The sequence below is a fragment of the Mameliella sp. LZ-28 genome (assembly GCF_012274245.1).
Lineage (GTDB): Bacteria > Pseudomonadota > Alphaproteobacteria > Rhodobacterales > Rhodobacteraceae > Antarctobacter > Antarctobacter albus.
The window spans coordinates 305,767-324,255 of the sequence record NZ_JAANYX010000032.1 but is presented as its reverse complement, the minus strand read 5'-3'; the positions used below and the strand labels follow the sequence as shown (position 1 = coordinate 324,255).

The following is an 18,489-nucleotide window of genomic DNA, read 5'->3' as shown; positions in this document are numbered from 1 at the left end:
ATTGCGACCTAACGCCGGCCTGCGCCGCAATCCAAGACCAAACCGCGCCGGGTCGCTCGCGGGGCGGGTTCATCAATGGCACATTGGATGGTGCGGGGCCGTCGGGGCATTTTCGGGGCAGGTTTGCCGTCGCAGGACAATCCGATCCACATCATCGCCGGATCGCCCTCGACCCACTTGGCGCGGCAACCGGTTTCGATCTGCGCCGCGATGCCGGCCTTGCGAGCGATCTCTTCGAACCGGGGCAACCATTCCGGAGAGGTGCGTGTGGCCTCGACCAGGGGGCCGCGGAACCTAAGGCTAAAGCGTGATCCTTCGACCGAGCGCATGTGTTGCTCTGCTCCATAAAAACCCGGCCCCGCCGATGCGCATCCGACGAGGCCGAGCAGAAGAAGAACACAGGGATAACCGCGCATGGCCAATTCTGGCCTGAACCTGGTTACGAAGTGGTTAATCCCGTCATGTGTGGCGTGCATGGCGGGCAATCGACGCCGTCCTTTACATTCTCATTTTAGAATGTATATTACATTCCATCTGATGAATGTTTACCTGCATGTCACAGGAGGCCCTCATGGCCAATGCAGCACAAAGACCCGCAGACAGCTATTCCCCGATCTACTTTCTCGCCTCGCTGGGCGCCGGCGGCATCGCGGTCAGTTTCTTCATGTTCCTCATGTTCTGGGTGCCCCACCCCGGCCAGCCCGTCCCGGTGTTCGAAGACATCATGGCCGCCTGGGCCAAAGGCGGCCTCTACATGCAGGCCGCAATCGTCATCGCGATGGCGGGCATTGCCGGCTTTGCCTTTCTCAACATCAAGTCGCTGATCTGGAACCTTGCGTCCTACAGCGCCTTCAAGAAGGGCCCGGTCTACGAAGAGCTGCGCAATTCCAACGCCGAATCCACACTTCTTGCGATGCCGCTGGCGCTGGCCATGTCGGTGAACGTCGGTTTCATCATCGGCCTCGTCTTCGTGCCCCAACTCTGGAACGTGGTGGAATACCTGTTCCCCTTGGCCATGATTGCCTTTGGCCTGATTGCCGTGATCGCCTTCCGTCTGATCGGTGGTTTCCTGGGCCGCGTGCTGGCCAAGGGTGGGCTGTTCGACGTGACCGCGCATAACTCCTTCGCGCAGCTCACCCCGGCCTTCGCCCTGTCGATGATCGCGGTCGGCTTTGCCGCCCCCGCCGCCATGAGCACAAGCGCCACGACCGTCGGTGTCGCCCTGGTGATCTCGACCATCCTCGGCACCATCGCGGTTCTCTACGCCGCGTTTGCCAGCATCACGGCCTTCGGCTCGATGTTGCAGCATGGCACCGCGCGCGAAGCCGGCCCGACCCTGATGATCATCGTTCCGATCGTCACCGTGTTGGGAATCATGTTCCTGCGCCAGGATCACGGGCTGCACACCAGCTTTGACGCACATGGCAACGCCGGCGAAACGATGGTCTTCCTTGCCCGCCTGCTGGGCATCCAGCTGGCCTTCCTTGGCCTCGGGGCAGTGGTGCTCAAGGCACAGGGGTACTTCAGCGACTTCGTGGTGGGGTCCAAGACCTCGCCGGGCTCCTACGCGCTGGTCTGCCCCTTCGTGGCGCTGGCAGTGATGATCCACTTCTTTGCCAACAAGGGTCTGGTCGCAGCCGGTGTCGTGGACAAGTTCGACCTTGCCTACTGGGGCGTCACCGGACTGGCCATCGCGTCGCAGGTGGTTGCCATCGCCCTGGTGCTGCGCCTGAACCGCCAGCACTTTGCCAAGGCAACCCCCGCAGCGGTTCCGGCCGAGTAACATCTCCTCCAAATCCTTGGCCGGATTCATGGGCCGGACCTTCGGGTCCGGTCTTTTTTCTTGCCGCCAAGGCGGCGCCGGGGGCTCTGCCCCCGGACCCCCGAAGAATTTCGTGCCCAAAGAAACACGGGACGTTGTGAATCGCGCCCAACGCAGGGCGTCTAGAAGTTGACCGTGACGTTCGGGAGTTTCAGCGATTTGACGAGGTCACGCACCTCTTGCCGGGCCGCGATGTTCGAAAGGCTCAGGCTGCGCACGCCAATGTCTCGCAGATCCAACAGGGTCAACCCGCGCGGGAACAGCTCTCGGAACACAACCCGTTCCGAGAAGCCGGGCGCAACGCGAAAGCCGATCCGCTTTGACAGGGTTGCGACCGCCTTTTCCATCTTGGCCTTGTTGATCATCTGCTGGGCACCGATCCGGTTGCGCAGCACGATCCAGTCCATCGGCTGCAGCCCGGCCTGTGCCCGGAGCTGACGCGCCGACCAGACCATCTCAGCATAGACCGACGGACCGGCAATGGTCTCGCCGTCGCCCTCGATCCGGGCAAGAAGGTCGAAATCGACGAAACTGTCGTTCAGGGGCGTCACCAGCGTATCCGCCAGCGAATGCGCCACCTGCGCCAAACGTGTGTAGGCGCCGGGGCAGTCGATGATGATGAAGTCGGACTTGGGCTCCAGCTCTGCGACCGCGCGGCTGAGGCGGTTGTCGGCGGCCTGCTCACCCGCCGCGAGGGCAGCGGGATCGGCCTCGGGCAAGGCCATGTACCCCGGCACGGGCAGGTCGTGTTCCTCTTTCTTCAGCCAGGCACGGCGGTTGGCAAGGTAGCGCCCCAGGCTCTGCTGACGCAGGTCCAGGTCCAGCGTCCAGACCCGATGATCCATGCGCGCAAGCGCCGTCGCGACATGCATCGCGATGGTCGATTTGCCCGCCCCACCCTTTTCGTTTCCCACGACGATGATATGTGCCACGCCTCAACCCTTGTCCTGGTGCGGCCGCGATGTCTCTCGCGGTCCGGTCTTGCTGCCTGTTCCGGCGATTGGGCCCACCCGGGGCCTGCAACGCGCAAGGCCCGGCACTTTGGCCGGGCCTCGTCACTGTCCCTCGGGACGCGGTCAGTGGAGCTTGGCGCTCACGTCTGCGATCGCGTCGTCGATCAGCTTGCCCGCGCTGTCGGCAGTCATCTGCTCGGCCACCACGTTGCGCGCGGCAGCCACGGCCACGGCAGCGGCACGGTCGCGCACTTCCTTGACCGCAGCGGCCTCGGCCGATGCGATCTGGCCTTCGGCGGCCTGCAGGCGGCGGGCGATCGAGGCCTGGATGTCAGCCTTGGCCTGCTCGGCGGCCAGTTCGGCCTCCTGCTTGGCATGGGCAACGATGCGGTCGGCCTGGCCCTGAACTTCGCGCTGCTTGCGCTCGTAGCTGGCCAGCAACGACTGAGCTTCTTCACGCAGCTTGCGTGCCTCGTCCAGCTCGTCCTGAATGCCCTCGGCGCGCTTGTCCAGCAGGCCCATGAGCAGGCCCGGCACCTTGAAGTAGATCAGGACGCCGATGAAGACGATGAAACCAAGCAGCACCACGAAGTCGGTGTTGCCCAGCGAAAAGAAGGGGCCGGATGCGGCGGCAGCCGGGGTCGCGGCCAGCGCTGCGATCACGGGAAGGATGAGTTTCTTCATAACCTTACCCTTTCAGCTGCGCGTCGACCGCAGCGGCGATCTTGGCGTCGTCGGCGGATGCCCCCAGGGCGGCCACGATGGCGCCTGCGGTGTCCTTGGCCACGACTTCGACATTTGCAAGGGCGCTGTCGCGGATCTCGGCGATGGCCTTCTCCGACTCGGCAGCCTTGGCCGCGATTTCCGCGTCGGCCTTTTCCATTGCGACGTCGAGGTCGGCCTTAATGTCGTCACGCGCCTTTTGCGCAATAACCTGGGCCTCGGCCCGGGCATCGGCAAGCGCCTTGTCATAAGCGGCTTCGGCCTCTTCGGCCTTGCGCTTGAGATCTTCGGCGGCGGCGATGTCGTTGGTGATCGTCCCCTGGCGTTCCGCCAGAACGGCCGCGATGCGCGGCAGGGCGATGCGGGCCAGCACAAAGTAGATCACGACCAGCGTGATCACCAGCCAGAAGACCTGGTTGCCGATCCAGTCACCGCAGAGCTGCGGCATCCCGACGGCAGAGCCGTGCGAGTCCACGCAGGTGCTGACGGCTTCGGCTCCGTGAGTTTCGGTCGCCATTTTGTCCTCCGTCGGAACTTGTCTCTACATCGGGCGGTCAGGCGTGCCTGACCGCCCGCGCGTAAGGATCGTTAAGTTCCGTGGATCAGACGGCGAACATCAGCAGCAGCGAAACCAGGAACGAGAAGATGCCCAGTGCTTCCGCGAATGCGATACCGATGAAGAGGGTGGCGGTCTGCGAAGCAGCTGCCGAGGGGTTGCGCAGGGCGCCGGCCAGGAAGTTGCCGGCAACGTTGCCCACACCGATGGCGGCTGCGCCCGAACCGATTGCTGCGAGACCGGCGCCGATGAAGTTGAGACCTTCCATTGTGTATCTCCTTACGATTGGAAGTTTCTGTATCGAGGTGTTCTGTGCGGTAGGATGGGTCGTCCGACCCATCTGCCTTAGTGATGCGGATGCAGTGCGTCCTTGAGGTAGACGCAGGTCAGGATCGTGAAGACGTAGGCCTGGATGAAGGCCACCAGGATCTCAAGGCCGTACATCGCCGTGATTGCCAGCACCGAAATCGGCGAGATGGCGGCGATTGCGGCAAACCCCGCGAAGACCTTGATCACGGCGTGGCCCGCCATGACGTTGCCCGCAAGACGAATGGAATGACTGACCGGGCGCACGAAGTACGAGATCAGTTCGATCAGGGCCAGCACCGGGCGCAGCGCCAAGGGTGCGCTGGAAACCCAGAAGAGGCTCAGGAAACCGGCGCCATTCTTGACGAAGCCCAGCACGGTCACGGTCAGGAAGACCGAGAGCGCCAGAACCACGGTGACGGCGAAATGCGAGGTCGTGGTGAAGCTCATCGGGATCAGGCCAAGGAAGTTGGCGAAGACAATGAACATGAACAGGGTCATGATGTAGGGGAAGTACTTCAGCCCGTCCTTGCCGGTCACGTCCTCGACCATCTTGTAGACGAAACCGTAGGCCAGTTCGGCCACCGACTGCGACCGCGACGGCACGATGGCGCGCTTGGAGGTGCCCAGAACCATCATCAGGACAACGGCAACGATGGCCAGGAACAGCCAGAGCGTCACGTTGGTGATGGTGAACATGCCCACTTCACCGTGGCCGAACAGCGGCTTGACGATGAACTGGTCCATCGGGTGGAACACCAGGCCGCCGTCTGCCGTTTCTGCGCTTTCAGTCGCCATCTCTTTTCCCCTCATCCGCGCCGGTCAACCGGGCGTTGTCGTTCGTGCCCCCGTCGGGGCGGTCCGCCTTGGCCCGCTCAGGGCCTGTTCCGGACTGCGGTCCGGAACCCTGTTTCGCCTGGACTTCTTTCGCCGTCCGCAGCATCACGTTGATGCCCGCGGCGATGCCCAGCAATGCAAACACCACCATCAGCAACGGCTTGGTGCCCAAGAGAACGTCGAGCCCGTATCCGATCCCGAACCCGATCCCCAGACCGGCAACCATTTCCGTCACCATCCGCCAGGCGATATTGGCCTGCGAGTAGTGTTCTTCCTGATGGGCCTTCTCCACTTTGCGTCCCGCCTTGTAGGCGTTCAGCTTGGCGTCCAGGTCATCCAGCTTTCGCTTGGGGTCAGGGTCGCTCACGGTGCAGATGGCTCCGGTCAGGGTTGGCATGGTGCTAAGCTGGGGGGCGCATCGAGTCAACACGCATGGCGAGCCGAAAATGGGTACCCCAAGATACTGTAATTAAATGACTATTTCAGAGACACCAAGGCAGAGGTCATTCCGCCGCAGCCCGTTTGGGCGCCAACCATGCTGCAATTGCAAATTCAACTTAGCGGTTGAGTTTTCCACGGGACCCGCCCAAACCGGCCTAAACCGCTCAGGATCGCCCCATGTTCGCCCGCCCCTTCCATTGCCGCCGACAGCCGCCCGCGGCCACCGCTCTCCGCGCCGGGACAAGATGAGCGACCGGCTCGACACCGTCTTTGCCGCGCTCGCCGATCCGACGCGCCGCCGCATCCTGTCGATGCTGCTGGAGGACGATATGGCCGTGACCGATGTCGCCCACCCGTTCGAGATGTCGCTGGCCGCGATATCCAAGCACCTCGTCATCCTGACCCGCGCGGGCCTTATAAGCCAGGAAAAGCGCGGTCGCGTGAAATGGTGCAAGCTGGAACCGGACGCCCTGCGCGAAGCCAGCATCTGGATGCAGGCCTTCGGGCAGTTCGACCAGTTCGACCTCGACGGCTTTGAACGCTTCCTTGAACAGGAGCTGGCCCCCGCGCCCGAGGACAAGCCCTGAGGCCGTCACTGCCGGGGCATCTCAGGCAGCAGTCACTTCCTCGGGCTTTTCCTCGTCCTTGAGCAACAGGAGCAGCGACAAGGCAGTCAGCGCGACCCCCGGCAGGACCATCGCCGTCGGCACGCCCCGCCCCAGCACCAGCTCCCACAGGATCACGCAGGACGGCACGATGTAGGTGTAGGCCATGACCTTGGCTGCCGGCAGCCGCAGGGTCGCGTAGCGCAGGATCAGGAAGGTCACGCCCGTCGCCGCCAGCGCGACGTAGAGGATCGTCCACCAGACGATCATCGGCAATGCGGCCCAGTCCATCGCCACCAGGCCCGGCCCCGCCCAGATGCACAGGATCACCGACCCGGCTGTCAGGATACCCGCGTTGAAGGCGATGCCGGATTCCCCGCGGCTCAGCTTGCGCAGCATCGGCGCGTAGAGGGCATGCGCCACGCAGCCCCAGAAATAGATCGCCTCGCCGCGCCCGACCTCGAATCGCATCAAGGCCGCCAGGTCGGCATCGAAGATCACCCAGAGCGCGCCGACCCCGCCCACGACGATGGCCAGCGCCATGCGGGCCGTGGTGACCTGGCGCACGACCATGTAGCCAAAGACCGCCGTCAGCGCCGGGTTCAGGGTAAAGACCGCCGCCATGCTGACCGGGGCCGCCGTCTTGAGCCCCTCGAACATGGTGACGAAATAGATGACGAAGAGTCCGGCTAGGACAAAGTACCGCCAGGGCGCATCAAAGACCGCCCGTGTCACCTTGCCCGTCGCCAGCGCCCAGCCCCAGAGCACCGCCCCCGCCAGCAGGAAACGCACCGCGTTCAGCACCTCGGGTTCGATGAAGGGGGCCGCCATCGCACCCAGCGAAAAAGATCCCGAAACCAGCATGGCAAAGCCCAGCATGGCCAGGTGCCCGCGCCCTGCCTCACTCATCGGGCCGAACCTTCGCCGGCGAAGGCCTTGAGATGCGACAGGAAGGCCTGGACCTTGGCGGTCCGGTGCAGATCCACATGGGTCACCAGCCAGAGCGGCGAGGCCCAGTCCTCGCGCGGGGGCATGACCTGCACCAACTCCGGGCGCAACGCGGCCTCCCGCGCGCCCATGAAGCCGATCCCCGCACCCTCGGCCACCGCGGCCTCCAGCACCCGGGAATCGGTACTGCGAAAGACGACGTGGTCCGCCGGCACATGCCCGCGCAGCCAGCGCGCAAAAGGCGCGCGGCTTTCGGGATCGTCGTGGGAGACGAAGAAATGATCCTTAAGGTCGTCTTCGCCCTCGGGCATCCCGTGCTTCGCGATGTAGTCGCGATGCGCATAAAGGGCGATGTCCTGGCGGGCAAAGCTCTGCACCACGTTGTCCGGTTCCTGCGGGGCAGGACCGGCGCGCAGCGCCACATGCGCCTCACCGTATTCCAGCCGGAACACCCGGTCGTCGGTCAGAAAACGCACGATCACGTCCGGGTATTGCGCGCGGAAACTGGTCAGCGCCGGGACCAGTAGCGGTGCGAAGGCCACCAGGGACGTGACCAGAAGGTCACCCGCCACCTCATTTCCGCGCCCCTTTATCCGGCCCTCCAGCTGCTGCAACTGGTCGTCGGTGGTCTGCGCCACGCGCATCAGGTCATGGCCCGCCTCGGTCGCCGTATAGCCACGCGCATGTCGCTGGAACAGCTTGACACCCAGCCGCCCCTCCAGTGCGTCGATATGGCGGATCACCGTCGCGTGGTGCACGCCCAGCACCTCTGCGGCGCCGCTGACCGTTCCCAGCCGGGCGACCTGGTAGGCCGTGCGGATCTCATCCCAGTTGTCCATCTGCCCCTCGCTTGGCCACCTGCGCATATGCGCACAGCATTTGCGCTTGATGCGATATTGCGTTCACAAATGCAATGATCAAGTTGTGGTCCATCGAATGCATCATTCCTGGAAAGGACCCGACCGATGACCAACACCGTTCTCCGCATCGACGCCTCTGCCCGTGGCACCGATTCCGTCAGCCGCCAGCTTGCCGACGAGGTGGTCTCGCGCCTGAACCCCGCCACCGTCGTTTCGCGCGACCTGGCAGAGACCGTGCCCCAGATCGACACCCGCTGGCTGGAGGCCAACGGCACCCCCGAGGCCGAGCGCACCCCTGATCAGCGCGCCCGCCTGGCCCTGTCCGACGCACTGATCGAGGAACTGCGCGCCGCCGACACGCTGGTGATCGCGCTGCCGATCTACAACTTCGGCGTGCCCTCCGGCTTCAAGGCCTGGTTCGACCAGATTGCCCGCGCCGGCATCGCCTTCCGCTACACCGAAGAAGGCCCCGAGGGCCTGATGAAGGGCAAGCGCGCCATCATCACCGTCGCCTCGGGCGGCACCGAGGTCGACGGCCCGATCGACTTTGCCACCCCCTGGCTGCGTCACGTCCTGGGCTTCATCGGCATCACCGACATCCAGGTGGTGCGGTCGGACCGCCAGATGGTCGACGCCGAAGCGTCGAAGGCCCGCGCGGCGGACGACCTGGCGCATCTGGCCGCCTGATCCAACCATCCGGGCGGCCCCCACGGGGCTGCCCGGATTTGACCCGATGCGCCGACCTGCCTAACCTGAAGGCATGGGCGTCATCCAGAACAGCGAAACCCGGTTCGAGGCCAGCATTCGGAGCTGGCTGGCCGGGTTTCTTCTGTCCGTCTTCGGCGCGCTCTTCACGGCGCTCGGCGTCGCCGCCCTGGGGGCCGGAGAGGCACAAGGCGGCATCTTTGTGGCCGTGGGCCTGGGCATGATCGGGCTGGGCGTCTGGCTGCTGTCCCGCCGCACGCATATCCTCCTTGATCGCGAAACGGGCACGGCCACAATCCGTTTTGCCAGTCTTTTCGGCAGGCGCGACCTTACCCTGCCGCTGGCCTCCATCACCCGGGCGCAGGTCCTGCGCCGACGCACATCCGGCAACCGCCTCTACAAGCTGGTCCTGCAGGTGTCAGGGGACGAACAGGCCGGCCCCCATTCGCTGACCGGCGGCTACAGCTCCGGCGGATGGCGCAAGGGCCGCATGGCGCGCGCCATCAACGCCTGGCTCGGGGTCGAGGACTGACAAGGCCGCGGGCCTTGACTCGCAGCCAACCTCCTCTCTATATGCACCCAACCTCCGGAAGCCTGTGGCCTTCCGGTCCCATGGGCTATGCCCGGGATCGCCCTCCGTCAGCGCGTTGCGCCCACGGGGGCTCTCGCGCTTTGACCCATCCGATTGTGATGCACGCCGCGCGCCCTTACCTTGAGTGGCGCAATACGAAGGAAAAGGAGGCCCTGCGCCCCATGTTCGAAAATCTCTCCGAACGCCTCGGCGGCGTCTTCGACCGTCTGACCAAGCAGGGCGCCCTGTCCGAGGATGACGTCCGCACCGCGCTGCGCGAGGTCCGCGTCGCCTTACTCGAGGCCGACGTTTCGCTGCCCGTGGCGCGCCAGTTCATCAAGGCCGTCGAGAAGAAGGCCACCGGCGCCGCCGTCACCAAGTCCGTCACCCCCGGTCAGCAGGTCGTCAAGATCGTCCATGACGAGCTGATCGCCGTCCTGGCCGGCGAAGATGGCGACCCCGGCAAGCTGCGCATCGACAGCCCACCCGCGCCGATCCTGATGGTCGGTCTGCAGGGCGGCGGCAAGACCACGACCACCGCGAAACTCGCCAAGCGCCTCAAGGAGCGCGACGGCAAGAAGGTCCTTATGGCCTCGCTTGACGTCAACCGCCCGGCGGCGATGGAACAGCTGGCCATCCTCGGCCAGCAGATCGGCGTAGACACCCTGCCCATCGTCAAGGGCGAGGACCCGGTGGCGATTGCCAAACGCGCCAAGACCCAGGCGGGCCTCGGCGGCTACGATGTCTACATGCTGGACACCGCCGGGCGCCTTTCCATCGACGAAGAGCTGATGGCCCAGGTCGAGGCGGTGCGCGACGTCGCCAACCCGCGCGAGACCATCCTTGTCGTCGACGGCCTGACCGGCCAGGACGCTGTGCACACCGCCGAGAATTTCGACAGCCGCATCGGCATCACCGGCGTCGTGCTGACCCGGATGGACGGCGACGGCCGTGGTGGTGCGGCGCTCTCGATGCGCGCCGTGACCGGCAAGCCGATCAAGTTCGTCGGCCTTGGCGAAAAGATGGACGCGCTCGAAACCTTCGAGCCGGACCGCGTCGCGGGCCGCATCCTGGGCATGGGCGACATCGTGGCCCTTGTGGAAAAGGCGCAACAGACGCTCGAGGCCGAACAGGCCGAGCGCATGATGAAGCGCTTCCAGAAAGGTCAGTTCAACATGAACGACCTCAAGATGCAGCTCGACCAGATGATCAAGATGGGCGGCATGGAAGGCATGATGTCCATGATGCCCGGCATGGGCAAGATGGCCAAGCAGATGGACGGCGCGGGCATCGACGACAAGATGCTGCGCCAGCAGATCGCGCTCATCAACTCGATGACGAAAAAGGAACGCGCCAACCCGCAGATCCTGCAGGCCAGCCGCAAGAAACGCATCGCCGCGGGCGCGGGCATGGAGGTCGCCGACCTCAACAAGCTGCTGAAAATGCAGCGCCAGATGTCCGACATGATGAAGAAGATGGGCAAGATGGGCAAAGGCGGCATGCTGAAACAGGCGATGCGCGGCATGTTCGGCGGCAAGGGTGGCCTTCCCCCGGAAATGGCGCAGGGCATGGATCCCAAGGCGCTGGAGGCCGCGGCCAAGCAGATGGGAGCCAAGGGCGGCATGCCCGGCCTCGGCGGCGGCGCCCTGCCCCCCGGCCTCTCCGGTTTCGGCAAGAAGAAGTAACGAAAGGACAGACCGACACGGCGTTTCTTTGGGCTGAAAATACCTCCCGCCGGAGGCACACGCCCTCGCCACAGGAACCGCCGATCACGTTGACTCGCCCATGCCCGCCCCAACGCTGCATACTCCGCGCCTGACGCTGCGCCCCCATGTCGAAAGCGACATGACCCCGTTCTGGGACTTTCACCAGAGCGACCGGGCCGCCTATGTCTGGCGCCCGAAAAGCCTGACGCACCAATGGCTCGGCTTCGCGTCGGAGGTCGGCAGTTGGGATCTTCTGGGGCACGGGGGCTGGGGCGTCGACCTCAAGGATGGCCGGGTCATCGGCCAGGTGGCGATCACCCGCCCCCCGATATTCCCCGAGCGCGAAATCGGCTGGATCTTCTTCGAAGGCTTCGAGGGCAAGGGCTATGCCACCGAGGCCGCCACCGCCGCGTTGCACTGGGCCTGGGCGCAGGGCTGGTCCACGCTGGTCAGCTACATCCACCCCGACAACGCCCGCTCCATCGCGCTGGCCGAACGGCTGGGCGCGGTACACGACCCCGACGCGCAGCTGCCCGACGGTGAAACGGCGCAGGAAACGCTGGTCTATCGCCACAGCCCCGACGCGGACGGCAGCCCGGAGGCCTACGCATGAGCCTCACCAATGCCCCCCGCCTGGAAACCGACCGCCTGATCCTGCGCGGCCCCGAAAAACGCGACGCCGAGGCGGTCATCGCCTTCCTGCAGGATCCGGTGCGCGCCGACGGTTTTGGCCACATCCCGCAACGGGGCGACGCCTGGCGCTGGTTCACCATGAACGTCGGCCACTGGCACTGGCATGGCTTCGGCTACTTCGTGATCGAGGTGAAGGACACCGGCGAGGCCGCCGGCATCTCTGGCATCTGGTTCCCGGAATCCTGGCCGGAACCGGAACTGGGCTGGGTCGTTTTCGACGGGTTCGAAGGGAAGGGTATCGCGCGCGAGGCCGCGGAACGCGCCCGCCGCTGGGCCTATGACGACCTGGGGTTCACCACGCTCACCTCGAACATCGTTCCCGGCAACGACAGGTCCAAGGCGCTGGCGCGCCGCCTTGGTGCCGCCTACGAGCGCACCTATCACAACGAGAACATGGGCGAAGACGAACTCTGGCGCCACCCCGGTCCGGAGGCGCTGGCATGATCCCTCAGATCACCCTGACCAGCGATCGCCTCACCCTGCGTACGCCGCTGGAAGAGGACTATCCTGTCATTTCCGCCTTCATGGCCTCGGACCGCGCGCGTTTTGTCGGCGGGCCGGTGACCGATGAATTCGACCAGTGGCGCGGTTTCCTGTCCGGTTTCGGCCACTGGGCGCTGCGCGGCTACGGCTTTTTCATGGTTCTGCACGACGGGCAAAAGGTCGGACGCGTGGGCATCGTCAACCATGTCATGTGGGACGAGCCCGAACTGGGCTGGCACATCTTCGACGGGTTCGAGGGACAGGGCTTTGCCACCGAGGCAGCGGCCCGCATCCGGGACTGGGCCGGCACGGAACGCGGTCTTGGCCCGCTGATCTCCTACATCCATCCCGACAACGCGCCCTCACGCAGGGTTGCAGAAAGGCTGGGCGCGCATTTTGAACGGGATACGGACCTGCTGGGTCATGCCGCCCAGATCTGGCGCCACACCGGGGGGCAGGCATGACCGCGCCCTGCGAACGTCATATCCCTGGGCCCGGCGCCCGCGTCGCCGCCCGGCTGGGTGGCCGGCTGCCGGTCCTCGACACCCGGCGCCTGCAGTTGCGCGGCCCGCGGATCTACGATTTCGACGCCTACGCGACGATCGTCTGTTCCGAGCGCGCGGTCCACATGGGCGGCCCGATGACCCGCGAGGGCGCCTGGGCGGATTTCACCAATTACTGCGCCTGCTGGCTGCTGCACGGTTTCGGGCTCTGGACCATCGATGCCAGCACCACGCCCTCGGCGGGCTTTGCGCTGATCGGCTACGAATACGAAGACCCCGAGCCCGAGCTTGGCATCTTCCTGACCGCCGAGGCCGAAGGGCAGGGCTATGCCACCGAGGCGGTCGAGGCCGTGCGCGCCCATGCCTTCGAGGCGTTGAAATGGGACAGCATCGTGTCCTATGTCGCCCCCGGGAACGACCGCAGCATCGGCCTGATGACCCGGCTTGGCGCCCGTCGCGACGCCGAGGCAGAGGCCGCGCTGACCGATGGCACCCTTGTCTTCCGCCACTACAAGGAGGCCGCCTGATGGGTCATCGCGACATCCCCGTCCTGGAAACCAGGCGGCTGATCCTGCGTGGGCCGGAGCCCCATGATTACCCCGATTTCAAGGCCACCTTTGCCTCGTACCGGTCGCGTTTCATGGGCGGGCCGCTGAATGCCTACGAAACATGGATGCTCTACGCCGCCGAGATCGGCCATTGGGAAATCCGCGGTTTCGGCATGTGGATGATCCACCTGCGCGAAACCGGCGAAACCGTGGGCATGGCCGGTGGCTGGTTCCCCGCGAAATGGCCCGAGCGCGAGATCGCCTGGATCATCTGGCCGGACCAGGCCGGCAAGGGCTATGCGCTGGAGGCGACCGACCGGGTGCGGCGGCATTTCTACCATGACCTTGGGTGGGAAAGCGCCGTCAGCTACATCGACCCCAAGAACTTGGACTCGATCCGCCTGGCCGAACGCCTCGGCTGCAAGAAGGACGCAACCGCGCCCTCGATCGACGGCAGCGATGCGGTCTACCGCCATCCCTCGCTCGACGAACTGCGCGGCCAGGTCGGTCATGGGGTCGCGATGGAAATCGCACATTACCAGGACCCGTTGTTCAAACCGAAAGGCTGGGCCGTTGACTGACATCGCCCGCCCCGTTTCGCCCGAAAGGACCGCACAATGACCGATCCCGTCATCCGCGCCGCGGAACTGCTGAAGGAACATCGCGAAAGCATCGACCGGCTCGACGCGATCCTTGTCTTCACATTGGCCGAACGGTTCAAGCACACCCAGGCCGTGGGCGTCCTCAAGGCGCAGCACGAGCTTCCCCCATCCGACCCCGCGCGTGAGGAAAAACAGATCGCGCGGCTCCAGGATCTTGCGACCCAGGCCGACCTCGACCCGGAATTCGCCAAGAAATTCCTGAACTTCGTCATTCAGGAAGTCATACAGCACCACAAGCAACACCAGACGTAAGACGGCACTCTCCGTCTTCAGCCATTCGACAAAGGAGAAAACAAATGGCAGTCAAGATTCGTCTCGCCCGCGGCGGCTCGAAAAAGCGTCCCTTCTACCGCATCGTGGCCGCCGACTCGCGCATGCCGCGCGACGGTCGCTTCATCGAGAAGCTGGGCACCTACAACCCGCTCCTGCCCAAGGACAGCGAAGAGCGCGTCAAGATGGACGTCGAGCGCATCCAGTACTGGCTGGGCGAAGGCGCACAGGCCACCGACCGCGTGTCGCGCTTCCTCGAAGCCGCTGGCGTGATCGAGAAGAAAGAGCGCAACAACCCCAAGAAGGGCACCCCGGGCAAGAAAGCCCAGGAACGCGCCGAAGAGAAGGCCGAAAAGGCCGCCGCAGCGGCTGGCGCCGACGCGGAATAAGATCCGTACAGCGGGACGGCGGGCCAGCCCTGCCGTCCCGTCCCTGTCCCCATGTTTCGCCTGTTGCGCAGTTTCTTCCTGTTGGTGATCGCCTTCACCGCCGGGTTTCTCTATTCCGAATTGACATGGCATGATCGCTGTGAGGACAAGGGAGGCGAGGCCCGTGATGGCGTCTGTTTCGGAATATCCCAATGACTGACACGATCTGCGTTGGCGCGATCGCGGGCGCCTTTGGCGTCCACGGTGAGGTGCGCCTCAAGAGTTTCACATCCGATCCGCTTGCGGTGGCCGACTATTCGCCGCTGAGCACCGAGGACGGCGCGCGCCTCTTCGACATCGAGATCACCCGCGAAATCAAGAACGGCTTTGCCGCCCACCTGTCCGGGGTTCGGACGAAGGAAGAGGCGGATGCGCTCAAGGGCACGCGCCTTTACGCCCCGCGTGACCGGTTGCCCAATCTTCCCGACGACGAATACTACCACGCCGACCTGATCGGCCTGCCGGTCTTCGACGCCGGCGGTGTTGAACTGGGCAAGGTCCGCGCGGTCCAGAACCACGGCGCCACCGACCTGCTGGAGCTTCAGGTTCCGGGCAAGTCCAGCACCGTGCTCCTGCCCTTCACGCTGGCGGCGGTGCCCACCGTCGACCTGACCGCGGGCCGGATCGTGGCAGACCCTCCCGAGGGCCTGTTCGACTGAGCGCCCGGCCTGCGCCGGTTGCGCAAATCGCGCCATAGTTGATCCCGCGCGCACCACGGCAACCCCTGCCCGTGACTCGTTTTGGTCCCGTTTCGATCCGGACTTTTGCCGCATCCCGGCCGCGCCTTGAGAGATTTCACGCACCCCGAAAACAACCACACAGAACAGCCCGCAATGTCACCACCTGCGAAACGCAGGCCGGGAATTTGGGCCGTTTCGCGCCACGATCAAGCCGCAATTTTCGGCCAATTTTAGCCGCATTCGACGTGGATTTGAGGGGCTACCGTGGACGCATTCGTGTATCGACTGGCACTGGCAGGTGTGGCCATCGGCCCGGCCTTTCTGGCCACGCTGTTGCCGGCTTCTGCCATCGGCGTGCCGATCGGTCTGGCCATCGGCGGGATAGGCAGCCTCTATGCGCTCATGACCTCGTTACGCGGACGCAAGGCGCGCCCGCGCCCGGCCGGCCCCGTCCTCTTGCGGCGCGCCTCTCTGCGCAGACGCGACGACACCCTGCCCTCGACCGCGGATCAGCGCCTTGCACTGGCCGATGCCCTGGCCGCCGCCGTGGACCTGCGCGCCGAACCCGAGGCCCCGCCGACCCGGGAAACCGCCATCGCGCGCATTCTGGGACGCATCCTGGACAGTTGGAAGGTCACGGACCTTGCAGAACTGCCGCGCGACATGACGATTGCGCTGACACAGCTGGAACGCCTGCTGAAAGCGGATCCGGGCGAGGCCGGCCGCATCGCCCAGATGTTCCAACGTCCCGACGTGGTGCTGAGCCTGCGCGAAGAGATCGAAAGGATCACCGAGGCGCGCGCCGCCTACGACCGGGCCTTTGCCGCCTTTCAGGCCACCCGCCTGATGTTCGCCGCCAGCCCGCAGCCCGGCACCCTGACCGAAGCGCTGCAATGCCTTGGTACGGTGGACAGGGACCTGTGGCATCGCATCGTTCTGGAGCACGACCCAGCAGACCCCGCCCAGCGCAGCGCAGCGCTGTGGTGCGTGACCCAGCCCGACTGCGATCGCGCGACGGTTGCCGCCTACCTGGCCCGCCTGACCGATGAGTCCCAGTTGCAGAATGCCGAGATCGACGGCGACCTCGGCTTTCTGGGCCAGGTGCGCCGGATCATCGACAACTGCAACGCCGGGATCTACCGCAGCCAGGAACTGGCCTATGCGCCGCACAGCGACAGCGCCGCAGCCCTGGCGCGGGAACTGGACGGGCTTGCGGTGCTGAACCGCGAACCGCGCTGGCCGGACCCGCAGTGCATCCTTGTCCTGCACGAAGGCCGCGAGGCCCGCCCACGCCCGGCCTGGGACATCGCCCTGGGACGGCTCGTCGCCGCGCCGAACCGGGCCGACTATCTCTGAGATCGGGCACATCCTTGCCCCCTGCCCCCGGCTCGGGCTAAACGGCGCGTCAAAGCAGGACGCCCTTACCCATGACAGACAAGTCCCCCCCGGCCCGGTCCCACGGGCGCAAGACGATCCGCCCCACGCTCAAGCCCCGCGAGCTGATGGACCCGGAGGCAGAACTGGCCCGCGCCTGGCGCGCTCAGGTCATCACCCTTTTCCCCGAGGCCTTTCCGGGGACGCTTGGCCTGTCCCTGACCGGCAAGGCGCTGAAGGACGGGCTCTGGCAGTTGAATACCGTGCCTCTGCGCGCCTTCGGCGAGGGCAAGCACCGCAACGTCGATGACACGCCCGCCGGCGGCGGCGCGGGAATGGTGCTGCGCCCCGATGTCATGGGCGCGGCGATCGAGACCGCGCGTGCCACCCAGCACGCCGGGGCGCCGCTGGTCTACCTGTCGCCACGCGGACGGCCATTCACGCAGGGCATGGCGCGCGATCTTGCCACGCGGCCCGGGATCACCTTGATCTGCGGCCGCTTCGAGGGTCTGGACCAGCGCGTGATCGACCATTTCAACATCGCCGAGGTGTCCATCGGCGACTACGTCCTGACCGGCGGAGAAATCGCCGCGCAGGTCATGCTGGATGCCATTGTACGCCTCTTGCCCGGCGTCCTGGGCAATGCCGAGTCCGCCGAGGAAGAAAGCTTTTCCGACGGACTGTTGGAACATCCGCAATACACCCGTCCCGCCGAATGGCAGGGCCGGGCAATCCCGCCGGTTCTGCTGTCCGGCAATCACGGCGCGGTCGAGACCTGGCGCCGCGCGGAATCCGAGAAGCTGACACAGGAACGCCGCCCGGATCTCTGGCAGGCGCATCTTGGCACGGAGGACTGACCCCGTGATCCGCTTTCGCCGCGCCACAGCCGAGGACCTGCCTGCCATCGTCGCCCTGCTGGCCGATGATGACCTTGGCGCGGCGCGCGAGGACGCCTCTCTGCCACTGAACCAGGCCTATATCTCTGCCTTCGCCGGGATCGACGCGGACCCGAACCAGTTGCTTGCCGTAGCGGTCCGAGACCAGGAAATCCTTGGCTGCCTGCAGATCACGTTCCTGCCCGGCCTGTCCCGCATGGGCGCCTGGCGGGGCCAGATCGAATCCGTGCGCATCGCCCGCGCGGCGCGGGGCGAGGGGCTTGGTCGGCAGATGTTCGACTGGGCCATCGAGACCTGTCGCGCCCGCGGGTGCACCCTTGTCCAGCTGACCTCGGACACGGCCCGGCCCGAGGCGCATCACTTTTACGAAAGCCTCGGCTTCACCGGCAGCCACACCGGCTTCAAGCTGGCGCTCTGAGCGGCTTTACAGGCCGGATGGCGCGTGCCAGCCTACCCCGGTCCAGCCTTGGAGAGCCATCATGCGCCTTGTCCCCGCCCTTTCCCTTTGCCTTTTGGCCATGCCGGCCCTGGCCTGGGAACACACCGTGGAATGGCGGTTCCAGGGGCCCGAAATCGCCGGATTTCGGGTCATCACCCCCGACTTCGACGAGGACCCGGAAATGCTCGAGGTCTCGCTGTCCCACCAGCATCACGGCGATACCATCATCACCATCGAGGCCGACAACGGGCTGGGCGAATGTGCCGACACGCTGTCCTATGCCCAGGGCAATCCCTTTGTGACGGTGGTCCTGACCGCGAACCTGAACGCGCAGACCATGAACGGCACAACGCTGGCGCAATGTTCGACACGATGACCCCCTCACACCCTTGACGCGACGGCACGTCAATTCGGCATTCACTTTCGGGGTCTTCTGGCTATCTTGCTGAAAACTTGATTGTTTCGGGATAACCATGTCCA

Annotated in this window: 26 protein-coding genes; 17 read left to right on the top strand and 9 right to left on the bottom strand. The window is 65.3% G+C overall.

All coding sequences use genetic code 11. The features are described from left to right. Positions 1–8: 8 nt before the first annotated feature. Complete coding sequence (locus G9Q80_RS27920; protein ID WP_198549971.1) at positions 9–416, bottom strand: hypothetical protein; 408 nt, start codon at positions 414–416, stop codon at positions 9–11. A gap of 155 nt (positions 417–571) precedes the next feature. Between G9Q80_RS27920 and G9Q80_RS16770 the strand changes: the two genes are divergently transcribed. After that, entirely contained in the window at positions 572–1,783 is a 1,212-nt protein-coding gene (locus tag G9Q80_RS16770) for a TsoY family (seleno)protein (RefSeq protein WP_088714708.1), read from the top strand. A 161-nt stretch (positions 1,784–1,944) separates the two neighbouring features. Here the strand turns inward: G9Q80_RS16770 and G9Q80_RS16765 are convergent, their stop codons facing one another. The 6 genes from G9Q80_RS16765 to G9Q80_RS16740 all read right to left on the bottom strand — a co-directional run bounded on the left by G9Q80_RS16765 (position 1,945) and on the right by G9Q80_RS16740 (position 5,564). Then, complete coding sequence (locus tag G9Q80_RS16765) at positions 1,945–2,754, bottom strand: division plane positioning ATPase MipZ (protein WP_043140847.1); 810 nt, start codon at positions 2,752–2,754, stop codon at positions 1,945–1,947. A 144-nt stretch (positions 2,755–2,898) separates the two neighbouring features. Next, positions 2,899–3,459: a F0F1 ATP synthase subunit B gene (locus G9Q80_RS16760; RefSeq protein WP_074621870.1), complete on the bottom strand. Its 561-nt coding sequence runs from the start codon at positions 3,457–3,459 to the stop codon at positions 2,899–2,901. 4 nt (positions 3,460–3,463) lie between these two features. Beyond that, positions 3,464–4,015 carry a F0F1 ATP synthase subunit B' gene (locus tag G9Q80_RS16755; protein ID WP_069209538.1) on the bottom strand — a complete coding sequence of 184 codons (552 nt, stop codon included), beginning with the start codon at positions 4,013–4,015 and terminating at the stop codon, positions 3,464–3,466. Positions 4,016–4,100: 85 nt separating this feature from the next. Beyond that, positions 4,101–4,322, bottom strand: coding sequence for a F0F1 ATP synthase subunit C (locus G9Q80_RS16750; protein WP_043140840.1), 222 nt, complete (start codon positions 4,320–4,322; stop codon positions 4,101–4,103). A gap of 77 nt (positions 4,323–4,399) precedes the next feature. Then, positions 4,400–5,158 (bottom strand): F0F1 ATP synthase subunit A, encoded by a 759-nt coding sequence (locus G9Q80_RS16745; RefSeq protein WP_043140837.1) that lies wholly within the window; start codon positions 5,156–5,158, stop codon positions 4,400–4,402. Beyond that, positions 5,148–5,564 (bottom strand): AtpZ/AtpI family protein, encoded by a 417-nt coding sequence (locus tag G9Q80_RS16740; protein WP_043141247.1) that lies wholly within the window; start codon positions 5,562–5,564, stop codon positions 5,148–5,150. The genes G9Q80_RS16745 and G9Q80_RS16740 overlap by 11 nt, the downstream gene beginning before the upstream one ends. A 319-nt stretch (positions 5,565–5,883) precedes the next feature. Here G9Q80_RS16740 and G9Q80_RS16735 point away from each other — a divergent pair, with 319 nt between their 5' ends. Next, the gene (locus G9Q80_RS16735; RefSeq protein WP_074621872.1) at positions 5,884–6,225 is read left to right on the top strand and encodes an ArsR/SmtB family transcription factor; all 342 of its coding nucleotides are present in this window, start codon (positions 5,884–5,886) and stop codon (positions 6,223–6,225) included. A 21-nt stretch (positions 6,226–6,246) separates the two neighbouring features. On the opposite strand, the gene G9Q80_RS16730 is transcribed toward G9Q80_RS16735, so the two are convergent. Next, positions 6,247–7,152, bottom strand: coding sequence for a DMT family transporter (locus G9Q80_RS16730; protein ID WP_232786320.1), 906 nt, complete (start codon positions 7,150–7,152; stop codon positions 6,247–6,249). Beyond that, on the bottom strand, positions 7,149–8,030 hold the full coding sequence (locus G9Q80_RS16725) for a LysR family transcriptional regulator (protein WP_088670525.1): 882 nt from the start codon (positions 8,028–8,030) through the stop codon (positions 7,149–7,151). Before G9Q80_RS16725 ends, G9Q80_RS16730 begins: the two co-directional genes overlap by 4 nt. A 126-nt stretch (positions 8,031–8,156) precedes the next feature. Between G9Q80_RS16725 and G9Q80_RS16720 the strand changes: the two genes are divergently transcribed. The 15 genes from G9Q80_RS16720 (at position 8,157) to G9Q80_RS16650 (ending at position 18,385) form a co-directional block, all read left to right on the top strand. Continuing rightward, positions 8,157–8,738 (top strand): FMN-dependent NADH-azoreductase, encoded by a 582-nt coding sequence (locus G9Q80_RS16720; protein ID WP_043140831.1) that lies wholly within the window; start codon positions 8,157–8,159, stop codon positions 8,736–8,738. A gap of 73 nt (positions 8,739–8,811) precedes the next feature. Beyond that, positions 8,812–9,288 carry a hypothetical protein gene (locus tag G9Q80_RS16715; protein WP_088714707.1) on the top strand — a complete coding sequence of 159 codons (477 nt, stop codon included), beginning with the start codon at positions 8,812–8,814 and terminating at the stop codon, positions 9,286–9,288. Between the two features lie 221 nt (positions 9,289–9,509). Beyond that, positions 9,510–11,012, top strand: coding sequence for a signal recognition particle protein (gene ffh, locus G9Q80_RS16710; protein ID WP_069209541.1), 1,503 nt, complete (start codon positions 9,510–9,512; stop codon positions 11,010–11,012). A 100-nt stretch (positions 11,013–11,112) separates the two neighbouring features. Beyond that, positions 11,113–11,646 carry a GNAT family N-acetyltransferase gene (locus G9Q80_RS16705; protein WP_088714706.1) on the top strand — a complete coding sequence of 178 codons (534 nt, stop codon included), beginning with the start codon at positions 11,113–11,115 and terminating at the stop codon, positions 11,644–11,646. Then, positions 11,643–12,170 (top strand): GNAT family N-acetyltransferase, encoded by a 528-nt coding sequence (locus G9Q80_RS16700; protein WP_043140820.1) that lies wholly within the window; start codon positions 11,643–11,645, stop codon positions 12,168–12,170. The genes G9Q80_RS16705 and G9Q80_RS16700 overlap by 4 nt, the downstream gene beginning before the upstream one ends. Further along, positions 12,167–12,673 carry a GNAT family N-acetyltransferase gene (locus tag G9Q80_RS16695; protein ID WP_088714705.1) on the top strand — a complete coding sequence of 169 codons (507 nt, stop codon included), beginning with the start codon at positions 12,167–12,169 and terminating at the stop codon, positions 12,671–12,673. The genes G9Q80_RS16700 and G9Q80_RS16695 overlap by 4 nt, the downstream gene beginning before the upstream one ends. Beyond that, the gene (locus G9Q80_RS16690; RefSeq protein WP_088714704.1) at positions 12,670–13,239 is read left to right on the top strand and encodes a GNAT family N-acetyltransferase; all 570 of its coding nucleotides are present in this window, start codon (positions 12,670–12,672) and stop codon (positions 13,237–13,239) included. Before G9Q80_RS16695 ends, G9Q80_RS16690 begins: the two co-directional genes overlap by 4 nt. After that, complete coding sequence (locus G9Q80_RS16685; protein WP_069210592.1) at positions 13,239–13,841, top strand: GNAT family N-acetyltransferase; 603 nt, start codon at positions 13,239–13,241, stop codon at positions 13,839–13,841. Before G9Q80_RS16690 ends, G9Q80_RS16685 begins: the two co-directional genes overlap by 1 nt. 36 nt (positions 13,842–13,877) lie before the next feature. Further along, the gene (locus G9Q80_RS16680; protein ID WP_043140810.1) at positions 13,878–14,174 is read left to right on the top strand and encodes a chorismate mutase; all 297 of its coding nucleotides are present in this window, start codon (positions 13,878–13,880) and stop codon (positions 14,172–14,174) included. Positions 14,175–14,218: 44 nt separating this feature from the next. Continuing rightward, positions 14,219–14,581, top strand: coding sequence for a 30S ribosomal protein S16 (rpsP, locus tag G9Q80_RS16675; RefSeq protein WP_043140807.1), 363 nt, complete (start codon positions 14,219–14,221; stop codon positions 14,579–14,581). Positions 14,582–14,772: 191 nt separating this feature from the next. Beyond that, positions 14,773–15,279, top strand: coding sequence for a ribosome maturation factor RimM (rimM, locus tag G9Q80_RS16670; RefSeq protein ID WP_043140804.1), 507 nt, complete (start codon positions 14,773–14,775; stop codon positions 15,277–15,279). Between the two features lie 285 nt (positions 15,280–15,564). Continuing rightward, the gene (locus tag G9Q80_RS16665; RefSeq protein ID WP_088714703.1) at positions 15,565–16,656 is read left to right on the top strand and encodes a hypothetical protein; all 1,092 of its coding nucleotides are present in this window, start codon (positions 15,565–15,567) and stop codon (positions 16,654–16,656) included. A gap of 71 nt (positions 16,657–16,727) precedes the next feature. Beyond that, positions 16,728–17,531: a tRNA (guanosine(37)-N1)-methyltransferase TrmD gene (gene trmD / locus G9Q80_RS16660; protein ID WP_043140800.1), complete on the top strand. Its 804-nt coding sequence runs from the start codon at positions 16,728–16,730 to the stop codon at positions 17,529–17,531. Positions 17,532–17,535: 4 nt separating this feature from the next. Then, positions 17,536–17,988, top strand: coding sequence for a GNAT family N-acetyltransferase (locus G9Q80_RS16655; protein ID WP_088714702.1), 453 nt, complete (start codon positions 17,536–17,538; stop codon positions 17,986–17,988). 61 nt (positions 17,989–18,049) lie between these two features. Then, entirely contained in the window at positions 18,050–18,385 is a 336-nt protein-coding gene (locus G9Q80_RS16650) for a hypothetical protein (RefSeq protein WP_088714701.1), read from the top strand. Positions 18,386–18,489 lie beyond the last annotated feature (104 nt).